Origin of the sequence: Bradyrhizobium sp. BR2003, assembly GCF_009720285.1 — a bacterium.
GTDB classification, from domain to species: domain Bacteria; phylum Pseudomonadota; class Alphaproteobacteria; order Rhizobiales; family Xanthobacteraceae; genus Bradyrhizobium; species Bradyrhizobium elkanii.
In genome coordinates, this window is record NZ_SMYJ01000009.1 from 94,112 (window position 1) to 115,292 (window position 21,181).

Genomic DNA, 21,181 nt, shown 5'->3' on the forward strand with positions numbered 1-21,181 from the left:
ACCGGCGAGAATGCCGAGCTGAAATCTGGTCCTGACGTGTTCGCCGACCCCCTCGTTCCGGCGGCCCGCGCAGTCCGCGCCCGGCAGCCACTTTCCCCATCCCCCTGCTGGATCGACGTTGGGCCTGACGGCCTCGCTTTGCTTTTGTCTGTGCAGCCGACCGCACGCCGTTCCGCAGTTCGTCAATCGGTCGCGCCGTCCCTCCGTCAATTTCGAAACTGATTGCCTGGCGGGACCCGCCGGCGCCCGCGGCCAATGTCCGCGATGGTTATCGTTGTCCCAAGCACCAGGGTAAACCGGCGTTCACGAATGTAAGGAAGTGCCTGCGGCACAGGCACTTCTACGATTCCTGGCGGCCCACCTGGCGGTGCCGATTTACATCCCGTTCATCGCGATACTTAAACCGCTCTTCAAATTTGATGGGCCATGATCATCCCAACAAGCCGGCAAACGGCACGCGGTGATCCCAAGGATCGGCGCGGGGCATGATCAAGCGATCAGCCCGGGAATGACAGGGTAGTTTTAACAGTGGACGGGGGCCGCGCTCGGGGGAGGGCGGCCAACAACAAAAAGGGGAATGAGAATGTTTCAGGGGGTCATCGATCAGGAAAGCGCTGTCCCGGTTGCCGCAACGGCAATCCAGGACGTGCTGTTCGAACGTGGCATGTATTGGGCGAGCGGCCGCTCCGGTGTGGTCAACCTCATCGCGGCGCACAAATGGTTCAACCTGGCGGCGCTCAAGGGACGTACCGACGCGATCGCGCACCGCCGCGAAGTCGCCGAGCAGATGTCCGATGTCGAGATCGCGGCCGCCCAGCGCGAAGCCCGCGCCTGGATGACGACGCACTAAGCAAGGCAACCGATATCGATGGGAGCCTCGGCTCCCTCGCTCCACCTAGAACCAGTATCGCGCCGCGTAGATCACGGTCATCAGTGCTCCGGCCACGATGACGAACTGCCGGACGATGTGGGCGGGAAGGATCCGGATCAGGAAGCCTCCGGCATAGCCGCCGATCACGGCGCCGAGCAGCATCGCCAAGGTTTCCGGCCACCGCACTGCTCCCTGAAAGACAAAGATCAATGTGGCAGCGAGCGACACGCAGGTCGCGAGCAGGTTCTTCAACGCCTTGATCGCCCTGATGTCGTTGGGCTCGGTGATCGACAGCACCGCGGTCAGGATGACGCCTAATCCGGCACCGAAGAACCCTCCATAGACGCACGCCAATCCCAGGGCGGCACCGCTCGCGCCGGTCGACGACGGGGCCGCGGCCCTCTCGCACCCGACGGTCCATCCCTGGATCCGCGGCGCGAGGGCAAACAACAGCGTTGCAAATGCGATCAGAGCCGGTACCGGCAGCACGAACAGCCGTTCTGGAAGCAGCAACAGCACGCCGGCGCCGACCGTGCCGCCCACCGTGGCGATCACGACGAAGCTGATCGTGCGCCGCGTCGGCGGCGGCATCTTGCCGCGATCGGCGAGCGCTGCGATCAAATGCCCCGGCGAGATCGCCACCGCATTCGACGCGTTGGCAATGACGGCCGGCAGGCCCGCAGCGAGCATCGCCGGAAAGGTGATGAGCGTCGCGCCGCCCGCCAGTGCATTGATGATGCCTCCGGCGACCCCGGCCGCGAGCAACAGAAGACTTGTCTGGGTATCCATCCTTCACCCTCTTGAGGGTGAGCAGGCTAGCGGGCGGCGCGCCAATCGGTCTGGAACGTCTGTGACGTCGGTTCAGCCGCGCCAGTAGACGCCCGGCGTCGTGCCAAAGGTGCGGCGGAACAGCCGGGTAAGGTGGCTCTGGTCGGAAAAGCCTGCATCGGCCGCGACTGCCGCAATCGGCTCGCCGGCGCGCAGCAATTGCCGGGCAAGATTGAGGCGGGCCAGCAGGCGGAAGGTATGCGGCGGGATGCCGAACTCGCGGCTGACCATGCGGCTGAACCCTTCGCGGCTTCGCCCGAAGCCGGCGGCAATCGCTCCGATCGGCGCGACGCTCTCGGTCAGCGCGATGCCGAGCTTCGTCCTGTCGGTGCACCCGGCGGGGTGAGACGGCGTGCACGACAGGATGTCGTCGGCGATCTCGCTGACCTGCTCAGGCGAGATTTCGTCGACGTTGCGCCAACGCTGCCGGAAGCGGACGATCCGCACCGACGAGCAGACGCGGCCGGCTGGAACGTAGGCGTTGAGGCAGACCGTTTCCTCGTCCGACATCGTCATCGGCGCATGCAGCATTCCCGCCGGAATGAGCGCGGCATGGCCGGCACGCACGGTGACGGTCGCGCCGCCGATGCGAAAGGCGCGCGACCCCGACAGCACCAGCACGATCTGGCTCTCGTCATGGAAGTGCGGCTTGAGGCCAAGCGAGCCGGCGCCGCGCCACGATGCCAGCTCGACGATGCCGGCGTCGTCCGCTCGCCGGTAACTCCAGGCATTGGTCATGGCGAACGGAGTGATCACGGAGGCCTTGAAGCGATCGGGCAGGTGATCCGGAACGTTAGCACAGGGATCGCCGACCGTCATGAGGGCCTCACGCCTGCGCAACCAAGATGATCGGCGAGGCCGTTCGCATGGTCGCCATTGCGATGAGGGCGGCGACGAGGTTGGCGGCTGCGCTGATCGCCACCGGAATAAAGTAGCTGTGGCCGATGTCGTAGGCGAAGCCGGCGGCGCTTGGGCCCAGCAGCGTGCCAACAGCGACGCTGGTGTAGAGGATGCCGATGATGCCGCCGACATTGCGGCCGCCGAAATGGTCGGTGACGACAGCGGGCAGGATCGCGACCCAGCCGCCATAGAACAGGCCGAACAGCAGCGCGAAGACCGTGAGCGACCAGAAGGTGCCGGCGATCGCCCAGATCGCCAGCGAGACGGCCATGCCGAGGTACATCGCGACCAGGAATGCATCGCGGCCGACGCGGTCGGCGATGCCGCCGAGGAAGAACCGGCCGGCGGTGCTGCCGACCCCGATCATCCCGAGCAGCAGCACGGCAAGCGTCGGCGCGACCTGATGATCGACCGCGAAGGGCACAAGGTGCACGAAGGGCACGAACACCCCGAACGCGCTGATCAGGCAGGCGGCATAGAGCCCGGCGAAGCGGGCGGTCCGCACCGCAGCGCGGATCGAGACGCCCTGGCCGAGCGGCGCGCCCGAGACCGTCTCAAGCGGATCGCCGTCCGGTCCGGTGCCGTAGCGGCGCGGATCGTCCGCGATCAGTAGCGATGCACCGATCCCCGCGACGGCGGCGACAACGCCCAGTACGACATAGGCATCACGCCAGCCGAGGCTCGTGATCAGCCAGGTCGCGAGCGGAGGCATCACCAGCGTGCCGACCCCGATCCCGCTGACGGCGAGGCCCGACGCAAAACCGCGCCGCCTGACGAACCAGCGCTGCACGGCGCCCAAGGTCGGAACGTAGGCGCAGCCGACGCCGGCGCCGATCCCGATGCTGTAGGCGGCATAGACTTGGAGGATGGTCTGGGCCTGTCCCGCCAGCACCATGCCGAGACCGACCAGCGCCATTCCGAGGCCAGCGAGCCGGCGTGCGCCCCAGCGATCGGCAAGCGGACCGGAGATCATCCCCAGGCCGAAATACAGGAAGCCCGCGAAGGAGAACACCAGCGACACCGAGCCGCGCGAGGCGCCGAACTCCCGTTGCAGGGACTCGACGAAGGACGAGAACGTGTAGGCGCTGCCGAAGCCGATCAAAGTGACGACGAAGGCTGCTGTGACGACATACCAGCCGTAGAAGGGCTTGGTTCGTTGATAACCGGCGTGCATGACGACATTCCTCATGATCGTTCTCCCTGTGCCGCGTGACCACCGGCCTTGCCCGGCGGGTAGAGCAGCATCTGCGTGCAGCGAAACAGCGCGATGGTCTTGCCCGTCGCCTCGCTGCGGATCTCGGCGTCCCACACCTGGGTGGTGCGCCCGGCGTGAACGAGGCGCGCCTCGCAGCTCACGCCGCCTTCGCGCGCGACGCCGATGAAGTTGGTCTTCAACTCTCCGGTGGCGAAGCCGATGGCGCCGTCCGGCAATGACGCGAGGCAGCCGAACCCGCATGCAGTATCGGCCAATGCGACGATGCTTGCGCCGTGCAGCAGACCGTGCGGCGAGAAGTGTTTTGCCGCAATCTCGAAGCGGCCGCGGATGTGGCCGCGTCCGGCTTCGAGCCATTGAAAGTCCAAAAGGCCGGGCAGGCTGCCGGCTAGCGACGCATTGATGCGCTCGACGAGCGGGCCGGTCTGGCCGCCTGCAGCGATTTCGCGGTGAGCGAGGCTGTTTGCGACCTCGGTCATGGCATGGCCCCATCAAGAAAGTGGGGTCGCCGGGGATGCCATATGAAATTAGAAAATCTAAGTTCCATGGTTCGACTTTCTCTGCGTTGACGCGGCGTTCAGCATTGGATTAAGCTGATAGAGCGCCCGGAAGGCCGAGTTGGCAAACCAGATTTGCTGGTCAAATCAGATTAGAAAATCTAAATCATGGAAAGCAGGCTTCCACCCCTGAACGCGCTCAAGGCGTTCGAAGCCGCCGCTCGCCATCTCTCGGTGAAGCTCGCGGCCGAGGAGCTATGCGTGACGCCGGGTGCGGTCAGCCAGATGCTCAAGACGCTCGAAGCCCATCTTGGCGTGAAGCTGTTCGAGCGGGTGCCGCGCGGCATCTATCTCACCGACGCCGGCCGCGACTATCTGCCGTCGATCCGCAATGCGTTTCGCCAGATCGCGGATGCCTCGCGCCGCGTCGCGGCATCCGTCGATGTCGGTACGCTGACGGTGAGCGTCACGCCGTTCTTTGCGTCGGCCTGGCTGGTGCCCCGCATGGCCTCGTTTCAGGGCGCGCATCCTGAGATCGATCTGCAGGTCGTCACCAGCAACACAGTGGTCGATTTCTCGCGCAGCGGCGTCGACGTCGCGGTACGCCACGGCCTTGGCCGCTATCCGGGGCTGCGCAGCGACCGCGTCGTCACCGTGGAGATGGTGGCGGTCGCATCGCCGTCGCTGGTGGCGCGCCTCGGGCGACCGGCATCTCCTGGCGCGCTCGCGAGCTGGCCGCAGGTGCATGATGCCGATCGCAAGGGATGGAGCCTGTGGTTTCAGGCCAACGGCATCGCGGAAGTTCGTACGCCGCGCGGACCCTCGTTCGATGACAGCGGCCTTCTGCTGAAGGCCGTGCTGACGGGGCAGGGCGCGGGCCTGCTGCCGGCCGCGATGGTGGCAAATGAGATCGCGAGCGGTGAACTGATCCAGCTGCTCGAGACCGCGCATCTGGAGGAGTTCGCGTACTATCTCGTCTGTCCCGACAACAGCCAGTCGCTACCGAAGATCGCGGCGTTCAGGGAATGGATCCTGGGACCGGTCGCCCAGTCAGCCGACGCTGGGCGGTAGCAAGCGATCCGGTGGCGGCTTACCGATAGAACGCGTTGGGCGGCACGCCAAAATGCTTGCGGAACATCGCGGTGAAGGCGCTCTGACTGGCATAGCCGGAATCGAGCGCGACATCGACCACGCGCGCGCCGCGCGCGAGGCGTTCGAGCGCGAACAGCAGACGTGCCTGCTGACGCCATTCGCCGAACGTCATGCCGGTCTCCCTGGCGAACAGACGATGGATGGTCTTCGACGTCAGCTTCAGCCGGCGTGCCCATTGCTCGGCCGTGGAGCCATCGTCCGGGCGGGCCACCAGCGCGGCGCAGACACGCGCGAGTCTTTCGTCGCGCGGCATCGGCAGATGCAGCGGCAGCACATCGACCTCGCGCAGCTGGTCGAGCAGCACGCGCATCAGGCGCTCGTCGGAGGTCGCGGGCGCATAGTCCAGCGGGACGCGCATCGCGGCGACGAACAATTCGCGCAGCAGCGGCGAGACCGCGAACACGCAGCTGGCCTGCGGCAGATCGGGAGCCGCGTCGGCGTCCACGAACACGGTGCGGATCTTGACCGCGCCGCACATCCGGACCTCGTGCTCGAGATCGGCCACGAGCCACACCGCGCGATTGGGCGGCACTACCCAGGTGCCCTCGGCACATCGCACGACCATCACGCCTTCGATCGCGTAGAGCAGCTGGCCGCGCGGATGCGCGTGCAGGCCGGTCGACGCGCCGCTCGGATAGTCGATCTCCATCGCCGCCATCGGCCGCGCCGTGGCGTGATAGCCGAGGTGCCGCGTGATCAGCTCGTCCAACACGTCTTCATCTCGCCTGTCCCAATCTCGCTAGGCGAGGTCATTCTAGCGTGAGACGGACGTTGGCGCGACAGCTAGTTGCTGGTGTGTCCTTCACCAACGCGCTGCCGGGTCATGTTCAAGCAGAAAGTTGCACTTCTCTATCCATTCGTTGCCATCGTGCTGTGGGCAGGCAACGTCATCGTCTCTCGCCTCTCGGCGCACACGATCGGTCCGCAGGCGATCACCTTCTATCGCCTGCTGGTCGCCGTGCTCTTGATGTCTCCGTTCGTGGCGCGTGGCGCCTGGCGCAATCGCCGTGCGATCTGGCCGCATCTCGGTCCGCTCGCGATCCTCGGCCTCCTTGCGATGTGCCTGTTCCAGAGCCTGTCGTATCTGGCGGCCGAGACCACCACCGCGACCAACATGGCGGTGTTCACCGCGCTGACGCCGCTGTTGACGGTCGCCCTCAGTGCCGCGCTGCTCGGCGAACCGCCGACGCTTGGCATGATCTGCGGCGCGCCGCTGTCCTTTGCGGGCCTCGTCTATCTCGTCAGTGGCGGCGACTTGTCGTCGCTGTTGCAGAACGGCGTGCATGCGGGCGACGCGCTGATGCTGCTGGCCGCTATCGTCTATGCGCTCTACGGCGTGCTGCTGAAGCGCTGGAATCTGCCGATCACCGGATGGCAATCCACCTACATGCAGGCGCTGTGCGCGCTGGCCGTGATGTTTCCCGCCTTCCTCGCGACGCCGGCGGCGCTGCGGCAGGTCAATGCCGAGACGTGGCCGCTGATCGTCTATGCCGGCGCGCTGGCCTCGGTCGTGCTGCCGTTTCTCTGGATCCGCGGCGTCGCGCAGCTCGGCCCGAACCGCTGCGCGATCTTCATGAACCTGCTGCCGGTGCTGACGGCCGCGGCCGCTATCGTGGTGCTGGGCGAGCCGGTGAGGCCATTCCACGTCATCGGCGGCGGCCTCGCGCTGCTCGGCGTGGCCTGCGCGCAGGCCTTGCCGCAGCCGGTCAAGACGGCCCGCGATGCGCGATGACTCGCAAGTCAAGGATTGGCGATCTCGACGTTTTGATCGCATGTGAGGGGCCAGGGCAGAATAGGGCGCTACGCTCGGCGATCACCAGTTCGGTGAGACGGAGTGATCACGATGCGTGTTGCCTTGCGCCTATGCTTGCGTATTTCCCTGGCCCTGACGTTGCCGCTTGTGATGCTGTGGAGCTCGTTTGCCGGCGCCGCAACGGGGCATCACCGTCGCGCGCGACAGCACCTCATCATTCGTCCAAGTGAACAGGTCGCTCCTCCGGACCGGTACGTGTATCCGGGCTTTGGCCCGATACCACCCGGCGAGAACCGAAATCTCGATCCATCCACCCGCGGCAGCGGCTGATATCGGTCAGCGCCCGCACTGATGGTTCATCGCATCGGTCGCTCTGCCCGCGTCCAAGCAGTTGGTCAAAGACCGCGCTATGCTGCGTCGGTGACCAATTTGTGCTGAGAACTCTCGGCGACACGCTTTTCGAGCGTCGCAATCGTTCCCTTGAGATTGGCGTGCCGGTCGTTGAGGGACCTTGCCAAGATCGGATACCTCGCGTCCGATCGGTCGTAAATGCCCGCGCGCGCCTCTTCGGTCGCGATATCGGCTTCGATCTGCTTGCAGGCCAGGATGAGATCGGACAGCATCTTGCTGACCGTCGACTCTCGTCCGCCACGTCCGCGAGCTGTCTCAAAACGATGATGCATGTTCATTTGCGTGCTCCGAATGTCTGAGTTCGGCACATCGAGGACAGCGGCGCCGAACTATTCACGGATACATCGCAAGTTGCCTGCCAGTCGCGGGACCGTAGGAATACGGTCGGGCGGTCTGGCGCGGGATGCGCCACCGGGTGACGACAGTCCGATGGGTCTCGCAGGTTAGTCTCGCCGCCACGCCGGAACGCAAGCGCCCAGCTTGACGCGTTTGAAGTCTCGCGCGGCGTCCTGATCTCCAGCCTGTTCGGCAAACCTAACCGCTGCCTCCATGTCCTGAGCGGCCGACGCGCTCTGGCAGAATTGGCTGCGAATTTCAGCCCGGTATCGATATGCCCTGTAGTTCATCGGGTTGTACTGAAGCGCCAGGTTGTAGCTATTTTGCTCCTCAGTGGCGCCTCGGCGCGCTTCATCCGACTGACTGCCGAAATTGGTTTGGCGATTGAGCGCCAGGAGTGTCCCGAGCTCCGTGTAACGCAGCGACATCGCGCCAAAACTGGCAGGAAGTGCTTCACCCGACGAGGAAGGTTGCCTCGCCGAGGTACGTTCAATTTCGATCTGTTTGTATTTGATGGCGTTGCCGTAGTCCCGCAAGCTTTGGAACGTGCTCGATATTTCGCCGGTGATCGGCGCGAGATAGGCGGTCGGGAGGCGGCGATCGGTCAGCAGGTTGAGGCATGCCCGTATCTTTGCCTGAGCAGGCGAGACATCGCGACATTCCTTGTCAACCACACGCCACTCGTCGCGCGAATGCAGCGTCGGCGGCGTCTGAGCAGCAGGCAGAACGAGAACCAGCGCGAAACAGATCGCCAACCTGAGACCGCGACTTGGGCTATCCATCTATTTCGCCTCTCGACCGGCCGGCGGATCTTCGAGCGCGCTTCATGATCATTTGATGCCAAATAATCAAGCCGAGGGAAAGCTGAGTTCGTAGATGGACCTAAAAGTGAGGCCGTTCGTGACTGGGAAAGATCGAACGGCCCCAGCCGGCCCGTAGTGCCAAAATGGAAGAAATGGGCCGGCGCTCCAGCTACGGAGCCGCCGGACAATGGTTTCACCGCTGTCCATTGGCGTCGCTACCGTACGCCCGCCGATGCGGCCGATTGCTATGAGCGCGCAGGGTCGGCCTGACGACAGGTCGTCAAAACAAACGCCGCCTTGCTACATTTCCACTCGCTGCCGAGCGCAGCGCTTGAGACCGGCCGTGGGGCAGCAATGATCGCCAGCATGACAACCATGCAAGCCAGCGAAGTTGCGACGACGAGCCTGCCTGCTTTCGATGAGAAGCGCTGCCGCAACCAGAAGCCTAAGTCGTCGGATCGGCGAAGCTGGGCGGTATGCAGAACCTGGTCGAGATCCTGGAATTGGATGCCACTGTCTTGCTGCATGGCCTTACCCCGGAAATGTTCAGGTGAAAAAGACAATGCGGGTATTGTGGGCGCGGTTTGTTGCGCGCTCGCTTCGCGGCGCCGGGAATGATGTTTCATTCACGCGGAGGTTACTGCCGGTTCATACCGGGCGGGCCGACGCCCGAATTTCTCCACGGAGATCCCTAGGGACCATCGTTGGGTAGCCAGTTGTGGGGGCTGGCGGAGAGGGAGGGATTCGAACCCTCGATACAGCTTGAGACCGTATGACGCTTTAGCAAAGCGTTGCCTTCAGCCACTCGGCCACCTCTCCAATGGCGCCGATATGCCCGAGTGGGCGCTGAGCCGCAAGCGGCAGATTCAGATTGCGACAAGGTGATTTGAGGGCAGCTCGGCCGTCGGCCTTCCCCGAACCTTTATACACCGTGCCAATCGGTAGGCAGCGGAACGCGCGGATGCATAAAATACAAGATATAACAAACAATTAGCGCGATATTGGGTGGGGATTGGAAGCGCCCGGCGCCAAGCCTGTTGAAAACCGGTTGCGCCGGCTCATTCCACGCTGGCGCCGCGGCGCAAATCGGCCTCGATCTGCAATTTGGTGCCGCCGCCGAACCGGGCGCGATAGACCTGCAGGTTTTCCATGATCCGCTGGACGTAGTTCCGCGTCTCCGAGAACGGAATCAGCTCGACCCAGTCGACCGCGTCGACCTTTGGATCGCGCGGATCGCCATAGCGCTCGATCCACTTCCGCACGCTGCCGCGGCCGGCATTGTAGGCGGCGAAGGTCAGGATGTAGGAGCCGCGATAGTCCTCGAGCAGGCCGCCGAGCTCGGCGGCGCCGAGCATCGCGTTGTAGACCGGATCGGTCTTCATCCGGTTGAGGTCGAAGCCGATGCCGGCGCGCTTGCAGACGTAACGTCCGGCGTCCGGCGTCACCTGCATCAGGCCGTAGGCCTGGGCCGGCGACACCACCGCCGGATTGAACGCACTCTCCTGGCGCGCGATCGCATAGACGACGCTCTGCTCGACCTCCGGCCCGACCTGGCGGAACGAGGGGATGCCGTTGACCGGGTAGGCGTAGTGGTCGAACGGCAGTCCGCGGTTGAGCGCGGCCTTGCCCATCAGCAGCATGCCGCGGGCATCGCCGTGGCGCGCGGTGAGCTCGCCGAGGCCGGCGAGGGCCTCTGGATCGCCATTGTCGCCCATGTCGCCAAAGATCGGGATCGCGAGCTCGCGCGCGTCGATTTCGTAGAGCAGCGCCACCGCGCGCACGATCTCCAGCCGTTCGGCGCCGCGGCCGCGCGGCGCGCTGTTCAGCGCGATCTGCGGCAGGCCGAGCTTGGCGCGCGCGAGCTGCCCGTAATAGCTGGTGGATTGTTCGGCCGCGCGTGCATAGGCGGCACGTGCCTCCTGACCTTGGCCGGCAGCCTCGGCCGCACGGCCTTGCCAATAGCCGGCACGCGCCAGCGCGGTCGGGTTGGCGCTGCCGACGCCGATCCGCGCGAAATGCTGGGCGGCGAGGGCGGGATCGTTGAGGAAGCGCAGCGCGATCCAGCCCGAGGTGAATTCCTGCTCGGTCTTGTAGATGTCGCGGGCCGGCAGTGCCGCGTCGCGCGCGATCAGATAGGCGGTGCGAAACTCGTTGCTGTCGATCATCTTGCGCGCCAGCAGCCGGCGCTCGATCCACCATTCGTCGACATTGTAGAGGCGGGAGGCTTCCTTCGGTGCGCTCAGCATCAGCCGCGCGGCCTCGGCGAATTTCTCCTCGCGGCGGAGCAACTGAATCTTGGCGAACAAATAGCCGGTGTCGCCGGAGAGCTCGCTCGGCACGGCTTCCAGCAGCGCGCGCAGGTTCGAACCCTTGCGGGTGGCGGCGATGCGTGCCTTCGCGAGCGCCACGTAGCCGGAGCCAAGGCGTTTGGCTTCGCGCATGCCGGCGGCCTCGTTGTCGGTGCCGTACAGCATGGTGTCCATGCGCGCCTTGTGGTCGCCGGCAGTCAGCAGCGAGCCGAACAGGTCGAGCGCGGTGTTTTCGGTGTCCTCGCTCATCCCGTCGTTGCGCCAGGCCTCGCGGACCAGACGCTCGGCATTGCCGCGGTCGCCGCGTCCGATCATCACCTTGGCGAGCGCCAGCCGGCCCTTGGCCGAGACCGGCGATTCATTCTGGAACCAGGCCCAGACCGCGGAGTCGTCGCGGCGGTCGTCCCACAGCGAGGCCTCGATGCGGCGACGCAGGAAGGTCTGCGACGGCCAGCTCGGATTGGCATCGAGGAAGGTGCGGTAGCGCTCGACCGAGGCGCCGTTGTCCTCGCTGCGCAGGATCAACCATTCGGCGAGCTTGCGCGCGACCGGATCGGAGATCGAGGCCTCGGCCTCGGTGGCGTCCGCCGGCCTGCGCTTGCGCAGCAGCTCGACGACGCTTGCAAGCGCTTCCTTGTCCGACTGCGACGTCGAGGATGTCGCGGCCACGGCCGCAGGCAGCACCGGCTTTCGCGCGATCGGCGCGGCATGCTGGCGGGTTGCCGGAACCAGCGCGGGCGCGGGCACCGATCTGTTCGATACGGTTCCCCTCGCAACCGGAGCGGCCGGCTTGGCCGCGGTGGTCTTGGACGTGGTGCCCTTGGATTCCGGGGTCTTCGGAGCCGTTGCCTTGTGAGCTTCGGTCTTGGCAGGAGCGGCCTTGGCCCCATCGGTCTTCACCGCGCCGGACTTGGGCGACGTGGTCTTGTGAGCCTCGGTCTTGTGAGTGTCAGTCTTGGCAGCGCCGGGTTTGGCTGCCGTTGATTTTGAAGCCGCCGCCTTCGGAGCCGTGGACTTCGGCGCGGTCTTGGAAGGGGCAGGCTTGGAAGCCGTGTCTTGGGCCGCCGGCTTTGCGGTTGAAGCATCTTCGGCGGCCCAGGCGTCGGCCGTGATGGCGGCAAGGCCGACAACGAACGCCAGGCTCGTCGCCAGCGCCGTCGACCGCAATGTGCTCGCGCGAACGGAACGGATCACAGAAGTCCTCTGCGGCCCCGAATCATCTGGTCGTTTGGGCCATGGGTTCTTATTTGATTGAAAACGTACACAAAATACTAAGAAGCCTGCCGGTGCGGCTGTTTGCGCCAGCACAACGGCAAAATCGCGGCTGGAAACGATTTCGCGCGCCGCAGATTACCGTTGGGAATAGGTACGGTACGGCCCTTTCGCCTGCCGGCCAGACCCGATATGAATTGCCTTTCATGGCGTTTCGCAACAATCGGGTGCCGGTCGCACGGACCTGAAGCGCGCCAACAACAAGGGTCCGTCGACCTAGCCTTTAGCCTGAAGCGTTTGGAGGAAGTCCATGGCAGCCAAGACAAAATTCCGGGGATCATTCACTGCCTTGGTGACGCCTTTCAAAAACGGCTCGGTGGACGAAGCAGCGTTCCGCAGCCTCGTGAACTGGCAGATCGCCGAGGGCACCCACGGCTTGGTGCCGGTCGGCACCACAGGCGAGAGCCCGACACTGAGCCACGACGAGCACAAGCGGGTTGTCGAGTGGTGCATCGAGGAGGCCAAGGGCCGGGTGCCCGTGATCGCGGGTGCCGGCTCGAATTCGACCAAGGAAGCGATCGAGCTCGCCGAGCACGCCGAGAAGGCCGGCGCCACCGCGGTACTGGTCGTGACGCCGTACTACAACAAGCCGACCCAGGAAGGCATGTACCAGCACTTCAAGGCGATCAACGATGCGATCGGCATTCCGATCATCATCTACAACATCCCGCCGCGCTCGGTGATCGACATGTCGGTCGACACCATGAAGCGGCTGTTCGAGTTGAAGAACATTGCCGGCGTCAAGGACGCCACCGCGAGCATGGTGCGGGTCTCGCAGCAGCGCGCCGCGATGGGCGAGGATTTCAACCAGCTCTCCGGCGAGGACGCCACCATCATCGGCTACATGGCCCATGGCGGCCATGGCTGCATCTCGGTGACCTCGAACGTCGCGCCGCGGCTGTGCTCGGAGTTCCAGACCGCCTGGCAGAAGGGCGACGTCACCACGGCACTGAAGATCCATGACAAGCTGATGCCGCTGCACACCAACCTGTTCATCGAGAGCAATCCGGCGCCGGTGAAGTACGCGATGTCGCTGCTCGGCAAGCTGGACGAGAAGCTGCGCCTGCCGATGGTGCCGGTCACCGAAGCGACCCGCCAGGCGGTTCGCAGCGCCATGGTGCATGCCGGCCTGATCAACTGAGCCGGACCGCGACCGCCGTGAACAGTGCCGTGCGCAATGTCGAACAGAAGGGGATGGGCATGCTGAAGGAATTCCGCGAGTTCGCCATGAAGGGCAATGTCGTCGACCTCGCCGTCGGCGTCATCATCGGTGCGGCCTTCGGCGCGATCGTCACCTCGCTGGTCGGCGACATCATCATGCCGATCATCGGCGCGATCACGGGCGGTCTCGACTTCTCCAACTATTTCACCGGGCTTTCCAAGGCCGTCACCGCAACCAACCTCGCCGACGCCAAGAAGCAGGGTGCGGTGCTGGCCTGGGGCAACTTCCTGACGCTGACGCTCAACTTCCTGATCGTCGCCTTCGTGCTGTTCATGGTCATTCGCGCCATGAACCAGTTCAAGCGCAAGGAAGAGGTCAAGCCTGCAGAGCCGCCGAAGCCGTCCGCCGAGGCCGTGCTGCTGACGGAAATCCGCGACCTCCTCAAGAAGAGCTAAAGTGGCCGAGAAGAACGAACGTCCAATCAAGGTCGTAGCCGAGAACCGAAAGGCCCGCTTCAACTACGCGATCGAGGACACGATCGAGGCCGGCATTTCGCTGACCGGCACCGAGGTGAAATCAATCCGCAGCGGCAAGAGCACGATCGCGGAATCCTATGCGGATTCCAAGAACGGCGAGCTGTGGCTGATCAACGCCAATATTCCTGAGTATCTGCAGGCCAACCGCTTCAACCACGAGCCGAAGCGGCCGCGGAAGCTGCTGCTGCATCGCAAGCAGATCAACAAGTTGCTCGGAGCGGTCGACCGCGAGGGCATGACGCTCATTCCGCTGAAGCTGTACTTCAACGAGCGCGGCCGTGCCAAACTGCTGCTCGCGGTCGCCAAGGGCAAGAAGCTGCACGACAAGCGCGAGACCGTGAAGAAGCGCGACTGGGGCCGCGAGAAGGGCCGCCTGATGCGGGCGCGCGGGTAGGGCGGTTGATTTGTCGTCATCGCGTCGTCGCTTCAGCGCAAAATTGCTCCGCAATTTTGTCGCGAGCTGCTCGCGATGACGGTGGATGGAGATTTGGGCCATGAGCCAATCGAGCCTGACCGATGTCGACTGGAGCAAGATCCCGGCGCCCACGGATGACGGTGGCGCGGCGCATCTGACCGGCATGACGATCCCACCGGTCAGGCTGCGCGCGACCGACGACACCGCGGTGGCGCTGTCGGCGCTCAAGGGCCGCACCGTGGTGTTCGCCTATCCGCGAACCGGCGAGCCCGGCAAGATCGGGCTGGTCGACGATTGGGACATGATCCCGGGCGCCCGCGGCTGCACCCCGCAGACCTGCGCATTCCGCGACCTGTTCGCCGAGCTGAAGGCGGCCGGTGCTGCCCAGGTGTTCGGGCTGTCGACGCAAAGCAACGAGTACCAGACCGAGATGGCGTCGCGGCTGCATCTGCCGTTTCCGGTACTGTCCGACGAAGCGCTGGAAATGACGCGCACGCTGAGGTTGCCGACGATGTCGGTGGCCGGCCTGACCCTGATCAAGCGGCTCGCGCTGGTGATCGACGATGCACGCATCACGCACGTGTTCTACCCGGTGTTTCCGCCCGACCGGAACGCCGGCGACGTGCTGGCTTGGCTGAAGGCCAATCCGCGGAGGGACTAGACCAATATGATGCGATGGGGCGGTCGCAGGTCACGCTGCCAAAATATCGAAAACAACCCCATGCAAAGTAGCCGGCGGCGACCGGCGTTCGACCAAGCATCCTTGACACGTCGGGCAATTCGGGGATACATTTCTAATATCCAGAAGTCGCGCGGCCTCCGCCCCGGGGGCGTCGCGTATGCTAGCCCAGCTCCTTGCGCACGGTCGCGAAGACCTTGCGGAACATATCGGCCGTCAACACGCCGGTGTTCGTGTTGTAGCGCGAGCAGTGGTAGCTGTCGTAAAGCTTGAATTTGCCTGCACTATGCACGGCACCGTGCACAAAGGGCGCGGCCGCCAAGCGAACGTCCAGCGCCTTGAGAGTCGATTCGTGGGCGATTCGTCCGAGCACCACGATCGCGCGCAGCTTCGGCATCGTCGCGATGGTGGCGCGGAGGAATTGCCTGCAGGTGTTGATCTCGGCCGGCAGCGGCTTGTTCTGCGGCGGCACGCAGCGCACCGCGTTGCTGATCCGGGCGTCCACCAGCTTCAGCCCGTCGTCCGGCCGCGCCTGATAGACGCCGCTGGCGAAGCCATATTCGAGCAGGGTCGCGTAGAGCAGATCACCGGCGTAGTCGCCGGTGAAGGGACGGCCGGTGCGGTTGGCGCCCTGCAGGCCCGGCGCAAGCCCGACGATCAACAGCCGCGCGTTCGGATCGCCGAACGATTCCACCGGCGAGTTGAACCAGCCCGGCTCTCGCGCGCGCGCCTGCGCGCGGAACTCGGCCAGCCGTGGACAGAGCGGACAGTTGCTGTCGGGGCGCGTGGCAGCGGCGACGAGGTTACTCGTCGAAATCGTCATCGGCTCCCCGCGGGGCCATGGTGGTCGCGCGCTGCAAGAATTGCGGGGAATGGTGGCGCGGTTCGCGCGGGGCCGGACGTTCCGACGGATCGCGGCCGAGCTTGGATTGCAGCTCGACCAAGTCGGTGAAGACGTCGGCCTGGCGGCGCAGCTCGTCGGCGATCATCGGCGGCTGGCTGGCGATGGTGGAGATGACCGTGACGCGAACGCCGCGGCGCTGCACGGCCTCCACCAGCGAGCGGAAGTCGCCATCGCCGGAAAACAGAATCATCTGGTCGATGTGCTCGGCGAGTTCCATGGCATCGACGGCGAGCTCGATGTCCATGTTGCCCTTCACCTTGCGGCGGCCGCTGGCGTCGATGAATTCCTTGGTCGCCTTGGTGACGACGGTGTAGCCGTTGTAATCGAGCCAATCGATCAACGGGCGGATCGACGAATACTCCTGATCCTCGATGATCGCCGTGTAGTAGAACGCACGGAGCAGCGTACCGCGACTCTGGAACTCCTTGAGGAGGCGCTTGTAGTCGATGTCGAAGCCCAGCGTCTTAGCGGTGGCATAAAGATTCGCTCCGTCGATGAAGAGCGCGATCTTGTTGGAAACAGGTGACGACATCAAAGTGTTCTCGCGTGGTTGTTAGTGTTCTTAGCGCGGCGGTGATCAACCGCGCGCAATTTCCGGCGTTGCTGCCTAAAGTTCTGTGAATCTTTCCCCACGATAGTCACCACCGCAATTATGGTGAGGCGAGGGCAAAAAGCCTAGACCTTTGACATTGCAATGAAGAGATTTACTCGCCTGGGACAGCAACCTAGCCATGTCGTCAGACGCTCCGGCCCTTCTGGCCCCCGTGAGACCGGGTTATCAGAGCCTGTTCGGAAGGCAAATCACAAATTTACCTTGCGAAACGGGGGCTAGGCCTATAACTAACCCTCATAACCTACATGTTCGGTCCCTTTTACCACGGAGCGCCTCGAGATGGCTCGCGTCACCGTCGAAGATTGCATTGACAAGGTCGACAATCGTTTCGACCTCGTCCTGTTGGCCGCGCATCGCGCCCGGATGATCTCGTCGGGGTCGCAACTCACGGTTGATCGCGACAACGACAAGAATCCGGTCGTCTCGCTGCGGGAGATCGCCGATTCGACGATCTCGCCGGAAGACCTGAAAGAGGAGCTCGTGCACTCCCTGCAGAAGTTCGTCGAGGTCGACGAGCCCGAGCCCGACACCGTGCCGTTGATCGGTTCCGCCGGTGCCAGCGTCGACGCCGACGACACCGAGGTGGCGGTCGAGCGGATGACCGAGGAAGAGCTGCTGAAGGGCCTCGAGGGTCTGGCGCCCCCGGAGGAACAGCCCGAGGAAGACGAGTAAGCTCGCCGTCGTTTCGAACCGATTTGCCGAAGGCCCGGACATTGCTCCGGGCCTTTGCTTTTGTTGACAATTTTGCTGTTACGGTGCGTCCTATGCGGACGCGGGAAATTGAATGGTTCCAGGGCCCGCGCGGGGTGCTGCTTCATTCGAAAGCGCACTAGATTGAGGAAAGGTGGGACGTTCCGGTCCCGCGCGAGAGGCAACGAGTTCATGGCGTACCGACGCCGCAGTTCCATCCAGATGCAGGCTGCAACCGAAACGGTAGCGGTGGCGCCGACGTCGTCCACGGCGGAGAGGCCGGCCAAGCCGCGGACGCGAATGATGCGACAATATGACCTCGTCGAGCGCGTCCGCTCCTATAACCCCGACACCAACGAAGACCTGCTCAACCGCGCCTATGTCTACGCCATGAAGGCGCACGGCACGCAGACCCGTGCCTCCGGCGACCCCTATTTCTCGCATCCGCTCGAGGTCGCCGCGATCCTCACCAACCTCAAGCTCGACGACGCCACGATCGTGGCGGCGCTGCTGCACGACACGATCGAGGACACCGAGGCGACACGGGCCGAGATCGACAACGTGTTCGGCCACGAGATCGGCGCGCTGGTCGAAGGCCTGACCAAGCTGAAGCGGCTGGAACTGGTGTCGCGGGAGGCCAAGCAGGCCGAGAATTTGCGCAAGCTCCTGCTGGCGATCGCTGACGACGTCCGCGTGCTGCTGATCAAGCTCGCCGACCGCCTGCACAACATGCGCACGCTGGAATTCGTGCCGCCGGCCTCGCGCCGGCGCATCGCCGAGGAGACGCTGGATATCTACGCGCCGCTGGCCGGCCGCATGGGTATGCACGAGATGCGCGAGGAGCTCGAGGACCTGTCCTTCTTCGTGCTCGATCCCGAGGCCTATGCGGTGGTCAAGCAGCGGCTCGATTCACTGGCCGAGCGCAACCGCAATTTGATCGGCGAGATCGAAACCCAGCTCTCCAAGAACCTGCAGAAGAACGGCATCACCGCGCGGGTGTTCGGCCGCCGCAAGCAGCCGTTTTCGATCTGGACCAAGATGGAGCGCAAGTCGGTCGGCTTCGAGCAGCTGTCCGATATCTACGGCTTCCGCATCATCCTCGACGATGTCGGGGCCTGCTACCGCGCGCTCGGCATCGTCCACACCACCTGGCCGGTGGTGCCGGGCCGCTTCAAGGACTACATCTCGACCCCGAAGCAGAACGACTACCGCTCGATCCACACCACGGTGATCGGGCCGGGCAAGCAGCGCGTCGAGCTGCAGATCCGCACCGAGGACATGAACCAGATCGCCGAGTTCGGTATCGCCGCGCATGCCTTCTACAAGGAGGGCGCGGGCTCGCCGCACGAGCGGCTGAAGCACGAGTCCAACGCCTTCGCCTGGCTGCGCCACACCATCGGCATCCTCTCGGAAAGCGCCAATCCGGAGGAATTCCTGGAGCACACCAAGCTCGAGCTGTTCCACGACCAGGTGTTCTGCTTCACGCCGAAGGGCAAGCTGATCGCGCTGCCGCGCAACGCCAACGTGATCGATTTCGCCTATGCCGTGCACACCGGTGTCGGCAACAGCGCGGTCGGCTGCAAGATCAACGGCAAGTTCGCGCCGCTGTCCTCCGAGCTGCAGAACGGCGACGAGGTCGAGGTGCTGACCTCGAAAGCGCAGTCGGCGCCGCCGTCGGCCTGGGAGGCGCTCGCCCGCACCGGCAAGGCGCGGGCCGCGATCCGCCGTGCCACCCGCGACGCGGTGCGCGACCAGTATGCCGGCCTCGGCCGCCGCATCGTCGACCGCCTGTTTGCCCGCGCCAAGATCGAATACGCCGACGACAAGCTGAAGGGCGCGTTGCCGCGGCTCGCGCGCAGTTCGATCGAGGACGTGATGGCCTCGGTCGGGCGCGGCGAGATCAAGGCCTCCGACGTCGCACGCGCGATGTATCCGGACTACAAGGAAGAGCGGCTGGTGCGCTATGGGACCAAGAAGGGCCTCGCCGCCAAGCTGAAGACGCAGAACCCGCCGCATCCGGCGCGCGCCACCTCGGTGATCCCGGTGCGCGGCATCAATTCCGACCTGCCAGTGAAGTTCGCGCCGAACGGCGGCGCAGTGCCGGGCGACCGGATCGTCGGCATCGTCACGCCGGGCGAGGGGATCACGATCTATCCGATCCAGTCGCCGGCGCTGAAGGATTTCGAGGAGGAGCCGGAGCGCTGGCTCGACGTGCGCTGGGATATCGACGAGACCATGCCACAGCGCTTCCCGGCGCGCATCCTGGTCCACAATGTCAACGAGCCCGGCAGCCTCGCCCAGATCGCGACCGTGATCGCCGAGCACGACGGCAACATCGACAACATCCACATGTCGCGCCAATCGCCTGATTTCACGGAGCTGACCATCGATCTTGAGGTCTATGACCTCAAGCATCTCAGCGCTATCATCGCCCAGTTGCGCGCCAAGGCCGTCGTCGCTCGGGTCGAGCGCGTCAATGGTTAGGGTTCCGCCTGTCATCGGCCCTCATGGTGAGGAGGCGCGTCAGCGCCGTCTCGAACCATGCGGCCCGAGGCGGGGCCATATCCTTCGAGACCCGGCGCAGGCGCCGCTCCTCAGGATGAGCGGATGGTTCAACTGGTTTGTCAGAGAGTGATTTGATGTCGTCTCCGCCGCTGCGTCTCGGTATCAATGTTGATCACGTCGCCACTCTCCGCAACGCGCGCGGCGGTGCACGGCCCGATCCGGTGCGGCTGGCGCTTGCCGCGATCGAGGCCGGCGCCGACGGCATCACCGCGCATTTGCGCGAGGATCGCCGCCACATCCGCGATGAGGACATGGCGCGGCTCAAGGCCGAGATCTCCAAGCCGCTGAATTTCGAGATGGCGGCGACCGACGACATGCTGCGGATCTCGCTCGCCACCAAGCCGCACGCGGTTTGCCTGGTGCCGGAACGGCGCCAGGAGCTCACCACCGAAGGCGGCCTCGACGTCGTCGGCCAGCACAACGCGCTGGCGCCGTTCATCGCGCGGCTCAATGACGCCGGTATCCGCGTCTCGCTGTTCATTGCCGCCGATCCCAGGCAGATCGAGATGGCCGCGAAGCTGAAGGCGCCGGTGATCGAGATCCACACCGGTGGCTGGTGCGACGCCGTGGTCGACGGCCACCAGGACAAGGCGGAGGCCGAATGGAAGCGGATCGTCGCCGGCGCCAGGCTCGCGCAGGGGGCCGGGCTCGAGGTCCATGCCGGCCATGGGCTCGACTATGACACTGCGGAGACGATTTCCGCGTTGCCCGAAATCCGGGAGTTGAACATCGGCTATTTCATGATGGGCGAGGCGCTGTTCGTCGGCATTGCCGGGACGGTGCGTGAGATGCGTGCGGCAATGGACCGCGGCCGCGCCAGGGCTCAGGGCGCCGTCAGCGCATGATCATCGGCATCGGCTCCGACCTGATCGACATCACCCGGGTGGCCAAGGTGATCGAGCGCCATGGCGAGCGATTCCTCGAGCGCATCTTCACCGACGCCGAGCGCGCCAAGGCGATGCGCCGCGCCAACAACGAGAAGATGGTGGTCGCAACCTACGCCAAGCGCTTCGCCGCCAAGGAAGCCTGCTCCAAGGCGCTCGGCACCGGTATCCGGCGCGGGGTGTGGTGGAAGGACATGGGCGTCGTGAACCTGCCGGGCGGGCGGCCGTCGATGCGGCTGACCGGCGGGGCGCTGGCCCGGCTCCAGGAACTGACGCCCGAGGGCATGCAGGCGCAGATCGACCTTTCGATCACCGACGATTGGCCGCTGGCCCAGGCCTTCGTCATAATTTCGGCGGTTGCGCCCGCCAGATGAGCCCGCGGCGCCAG

At 64.8% G+C, this 21,181-nt stretch carries 22 protein-coding genes and 1 tRNA gene; 11 read left to right on the forward strand and 12 right to left on the reverse strand.

Annotated features, from left to right (window positions below; all coding sequences use genetic code 11):
- The first annotated feature begins 583 nt into the window (after positions 1-583).
- A complete protein-coding gene (locus tag E2I15_RS04860) occupies positions 584-850 on the forward strand; it encodes a hypothetical protein (RefSeq protein WP_018271956.1) in 267 nt (88 codons plus the stop codon).
- Positions 851-895: 45 nt separating this feature from the next.
- On the opposite strand, the gene E2I15_RS04865 is transcribed toward E2I15_RS04860, so the two are convergent.
- The 4 genes from E2I15_RS04865 to E2I15_RS04880 all read right to left on the reverse strand — a co-directional run bounded on the left by E2I15_RS04865 (position 896) and on the right by E2I15_RS04880 (position 4,291).
- Positions 896-1,660 carry a sulfite exporter TauE/SafE family protein gene (locus tag E2I15_RS04865; RefSeq protein ID WP_137477700.1) on the reverse strand — a complete coding sequence of 255 codons (765 nt, stop codon included), beginning with the start codon at positions 1,658-1,660 and terminating at the stop codon, positions 896-898.
- Positions 1,661-1,732: 72 nt separating this feature from the next.
- The gene (locus E2I15_RS38985) at positions 1,733-2,518 is read right to left on the reverse strand and encodes an AraC family transcriptional regulator (protein WP_210241870.1); all 786 of its coding nucleotides are present in this window, start codon (positions 2,516-2,518) and stop codon (positions 1,733-1,735) included.
- 7 nt (positions 2,519-2,525) lie between these two features.
- Entirely contained in the window at positions 2,526-3,788 is a 1,263-nt protein-coding gene (locus tag E2I15_RS04875; protein ID WP_246667965.1) for an MFS transporter, read from the reverse strand.
- Complete coding sequence (locus tag E2I15_RS04880; protein ID WP_137477702.1) at positions 3,785-4,291, reverse strand: PaaI family thioesterase; 507 nt, start codon at positions 4,289-4,291, stop codon at positions 3,785-3,787. Before E2I15_RS04880 ends, E2I15_RS04875 begins: the two co-directional genes overlap by 4 nt.
- A gap of 186 nt (positions 4,292-4,477) precedes the next feature.
- Here E2I15_RS04880 and gcvA point away from each other — a divergent pair, with 186 nt between their 5' ends.
- Positions 4,478-5,380 (forward strand): transcriptional regulator GcvA, encoded by a 903-nt coding sequence (gcvA, locus tag E2I15_RS04885; RefSeq protein WP_155262221.1) that lies wholly within the window; start codon positions 4,478-4,480, stop codon positions 5,378-5,380.
- A gap of 19 nt (positions 5,381-5,399) precedes the next feature.
- On the opposite strand, the gene E2I15_RS04890 is transcribed toward gcvA, so the two are convergent.
- Positions 5,400-6,173, reverse strand: a complete 774-nt coding sequence (locus tag E2I15_RS04890) for an AraC family transcriptional regulator (RefSeq protein ID WP_246667966.1) — start codon at positions 6,171-6,173, stop codon at positions 5,400-5,402.
- Between the two features lie 111 nt (positions 6,174-6,284).
- Here E2I15_RS04890 and E2I15_RS04895 point away from each other — a divergent pair, with 111 nt between their 5' ends.
- Positions 6,285-7,193 carry a DMT family transporter gene (locus E2I15_RS04895; protein ID WP_137477706.1) on the forward strand — a complete coding sequence of 303 codons (909 nt, stop codon included), beginning with the start codon at positions 6,285-6,287 and terminating at the stop codon, positions 7,191-7,193.
- 428 nt (positions 7,194-7,621) lie between these two features.
- On the opposite strand, the gene E2I15_RS04900 is transcribed toward E2I15_RS04895, so the two are convergent.
- The 5 genes from E2I15_RS04900 to E2I15_RS04920 all read right to left on the reverse strand — a co-directional run bounded on the left by E2I15_RS04900 (position 7,622) and on the right by E2I15_RS04920 (position 12,264).
- A complete protein-coding gene (locus tag E2I15_RS04900; RefSeq protein WP_137477708.1) occupies positions 7,622-7,903 on the reverse strand; it encodes a hypothetical protein in 282 nt (93 codons plus the stop codon).
- 165 nt (positions 7,904-8,068) lie between these two features.
- Positions 8,069-8,743 carry a hypothetical protein gene (locus tag E2I15_RS04905; protein ID WP_137477709.1) on the reverse strand — a complete coding sequence of 225 codons (675 nt, stop codon included), beginning with the start codon at positions 8,741-8,743 and terminating at the stop codon, positions 8,069-8,071.
- A 266-nt stretch (positions 8,744-9,009) separates the two neighbouring features.
- A complete protein-coding gene (locus E2I15_RS39130) occupies positions 9,010-9,390 on the reverse strand; it encodes a hypothetical protein (RefSeq protein ID WP_246667968.1) in 381 nt (126 codons plus the stop codon).
- A 100-nt stretch (positions 9,391-9,490) separates the two neighbouring features.
- Positions 9,491-9,583 (reverse strand) — tRNA-Ser (locus E2I15_RS04915).
- A 239-nt stretch (positions 9,584-9,822) separates the two neighbouring features.
- Positions 9,823-12,264 carry a transglycosylase SLT domain-containing protein gene (locus tag E2I15_RS04920; RefSeq protein ID WP_422109821.1) on the reverse strand — a complete coding sequence of 814 codons (2,442 nt, stop codon included), beginning with the start codon at positions 12,262-12,264 and terminating at the stop codon, positions 9,823-9,825.
- 331 nt (positions 12,265-12,595) lie between these two features.
- Between E2I15_RS04920 and dapA the strand changes: the two genes are divergently transcribed.
- The 4 genes from dapA (at position 12,596) to E2I15_RS04940 (ending at position 15,119) form a co-directional block, all read left to right on the forward strand.
- On the forward strand, positions 12,596-13,486 hold the full coding sequence (gene dapA, locus E2I15_RS04925; protein WP_028333835.1) for a 4-hydroxy-tetrahydrodipicolinate synthase: 891 nt from the start codon (positions 12,596-12,598) through the stop codon (positions 13,484-13,486).
- Positions 13,487-13,545: 59 nt separating this feature from the next.
- The gene (mscL, locus tag E2I15_RS04930) at positions 13,546-13,962 is read left to right on the forward strand and encodes a large conductance mechanosensitive channel protein MscL (protein ID WP_026192850.1); all 417 of its coding nucleotides are present in this window, start codon (positions 13,546-13,548) and stop codon (positions 13,960-13,962) included.
- A 1-nt stretch (position 13,963) separates the two neighbouring features.
- Complete coding sequence (gene smpB / locus E2I15_RS04935) at positions 13,964-14,437, forward strand: SsrA-binding protein SmpB (RefSeq protein ID WP_016843999.1); 474 nt, start codon at positions 13,964-13,966, stop codon at positions 14,435-14,437.
- 100 nt (positions 14,438-14,537) lie between these two features.
- Complete coding sequence (locus E2I15_RS04940) at positions 14,538-15,119, forward strand: peroxiredoxin (RefSeq protein WP_137477711.1); 582 nt, start codon at positions 14,538-14,540, stop codon at positions 15,117-15,119.
- 181 nt (positions 15,120-15,300) lie between these two features.
- Here E2I15_RS04940 and E2I15_RS04945 read toward each other — a convergent pair whose 3' ends face one another.
- Positions 15,301-15,960 carry a uracil-DNA glycosylase gene (locus E2I15_RS04945; RefSeq protein WP_137477713.1) on the reverse strand — a complete coding sequence of 220 codons (660 nt, stop codon included), beginning with the start codon at positions 15,958-15,960 and terminating at the stop codon, positions 15,301-15,303.
- Positions 15,941-16,573, reverse strand: coding sequence for a LabA-like NYN domain-containing protein (locus tag E2I15_RS04950; RefSeq protein WP_016844002.1), 633 nt, complete (start codon positions 16,571-16,573; stop codon positions 15,941-15,943). The genes E2I15_RS04945 and E2I15_RS04950 overlap by 20 nt, the downstream gene beginning before the upstream one ends.
- A gap of 360 nt (positions 16,574-16,933) precedes the next feature.
- Between E2I15_RS04950 and rpoZ the strand changes: the two genes are divergently transcribed.
- The 4 genes from rpoZ to acpS all read left to right on the forward strand — a co-directional run bounded on the left by rpoZ (position 16,934) and on the right by acpS (position 21,167).
- The gene (gene rpoZ / locus E2I15_RS04955) at positions 16,934-17,326 is read left to right on the forward strand and encodes a DNA-directed RNA polymerase subunit omega (protein WP_016844003.1); all 393 of its coding nucleotides are present in this window, start codon (positions 16,934-16,936) and stop codon (positions 17,324-17,326) included.
- Positions 17,327-17,536: 210 nt separating this feature from the next.
- Positions 17,537-19,828, forward strand: coding sequence for a RelA/SpoT family protein (locus E2I15_RS04960; protein ID WP_137477714.1), 2,292 nt, complete (start codon positions 17,537-17,539; stop codon positions 19,826-19,828).
- Positions 19,829-19,983: 155 nt separating this feature from the next.
- Positions 19,984-20,754, forward strand: a complete 771-nt coding sequence (locus E2I15_RS04965) for a pyridoxine 5'-phosphate synthase (RefSeq protein WP_137477716.1) — start codon at positions 19,984-19,986, stop codon at positions 20,752-20,754.
- A complete protein-coding gene (gene acpS, locus E2I15_RS04970; RefSeq protein ID WP_016844006.1) occupies positions 20,751-21,167 on the forward strand; it encodes a holo-ACP synthase in 417 nt (138 codons plus the stop codon). Before E2I15_RS04965 ends, acpS begins: the two co-directional genes overlap by 4 nt.
- Positions 21,168-21,181: the final 14 nt, after the last annotated feature.

Coding starts and splice junctions, on each gene's coding strand:
- E2I15_RS04860 (WP_018271956.1), top strand. CDS start 584: ATGTTTCAGGGGGTCATCGATCAGGAAAGCGCTGTCCCGGTTGCCGCA.
- E2I15_RS04865 (WP_137477700.1), bottom strand. CDS start 1,660: ATGGATACCCAGACAAGTCTTCTGTTGCTCGCGGCCGGGGTCGCCGGA.
- E2I15_RS38985 (WP_210241870.1), bottom strand. CDS start 2,518: ATGACGGTCGGCGATCCCTGTGCTAACGTTCCGGATCACCTGCCCGAT.
- E2I15_RS04875 (WP_246667965.1), bottom strand. CDS start 3,788: ATGAGGAATGTCGTCATGCACGCCGGTTATCAACGAACCAAGCCCTTC.
- E2I15_RS04880 (WP_137477702.1), bottom strand. CDS start 4,291: ATGACCGAGGTCGCAAACAGCCTCGCTCACCGCGAAATCGCTGCAGGC.
- gcvA (WP_155262221.1), top strand. CDS start 4,478: ATGGAAAGCAGGCTTCCACCCCTGAACGCGCTCAAGGCGTTCGAAGCC.
- E2I15_RS04895 (WP_137477706.1), top strand. CDS start 6,285: ATGTTCAAGCAGAAAGTTGCACTTCTCTATCCATTCGTTGCCATCGTG.
- E2I15_RS04900 (WP_137477708.1), bottom strand. CDS start 7,903: ATGAACATGCATCATCGTTTTGAGACAGCTCGCGGACGTGGCGGACGA.
- E2I15_RS04905 (WP_137477709.1), bottom strand. CDS start 8,743: ATGGATAGCCCAAGTCGCGGTCTCAGGTTGGCGATCTGTTTCGCGCTG.
- E2I15_RS39130 (WP_246667968.1), bottom strand. CDS start 9,390: ATGAAACATCATTCCCGGCGCCGCGAAGCGAGCGCGCAACAAACCGCG.
- dapA (WP_028333835.1), top strand. CDS start 12,596: ATGGCAGCCAAGACAAAATTCCGGGGATCATTCACTGCCTTGGTGACG.
- mscL (WP_026192850.1), top strand. CDS start 13,546: ATGCTGAAGGAATTCCGCGAGTTCGCCATGAAGGGCAATGTCGTCGAC.
- E2I15_RS04940 (WP_137477711.1), top strand. CDS start 14,538: ATGAGCCAATCGAGCCTGACCGATGTCGACTGGAGCAAGATCCCGGCG.
- E2I15_RS04945 (WP_137477713.1), bottom strand. CDS start 15,960: ATGACGATTTCGACGAGTAACCTCGTCGCCGCTGCCACGCGCCCCGAC.
- E2I15_RS04950 (WP_016844002.1), bottom strand. CDS start 16,573: ATGTCGTCACCTGTTTCCAACAAGATCGCGCTCTTCATCGACGGAGCG.
- rpoZ (WP_016844003.1), top strand. CDS start 16,934: ATGGCTCGCGTCACCGTCGAAGATTGCATTGACAAGGTCGACAATCGT.
- E2I15_RS04960 (WP_137477714.1), top strand. CDS start 17,537: ATGGCGTACCGACGCCGCAGTTCCATCCAGATGCAGGCTGCAACCGAA.
- E2I15_RS04965 (WP_137477716.1), top strand. CDS start 19,984: ATGTCGTCTCCGCCGCTGCGTCTCGGTATCAATGTTGATCACGTCGCC.
- acpS (WP_016844006.1), top strand. CDS start 20,751: ATGATCATCGGCATCGGCTCCGACCTGATCGACATCACCCGGGTGGCC.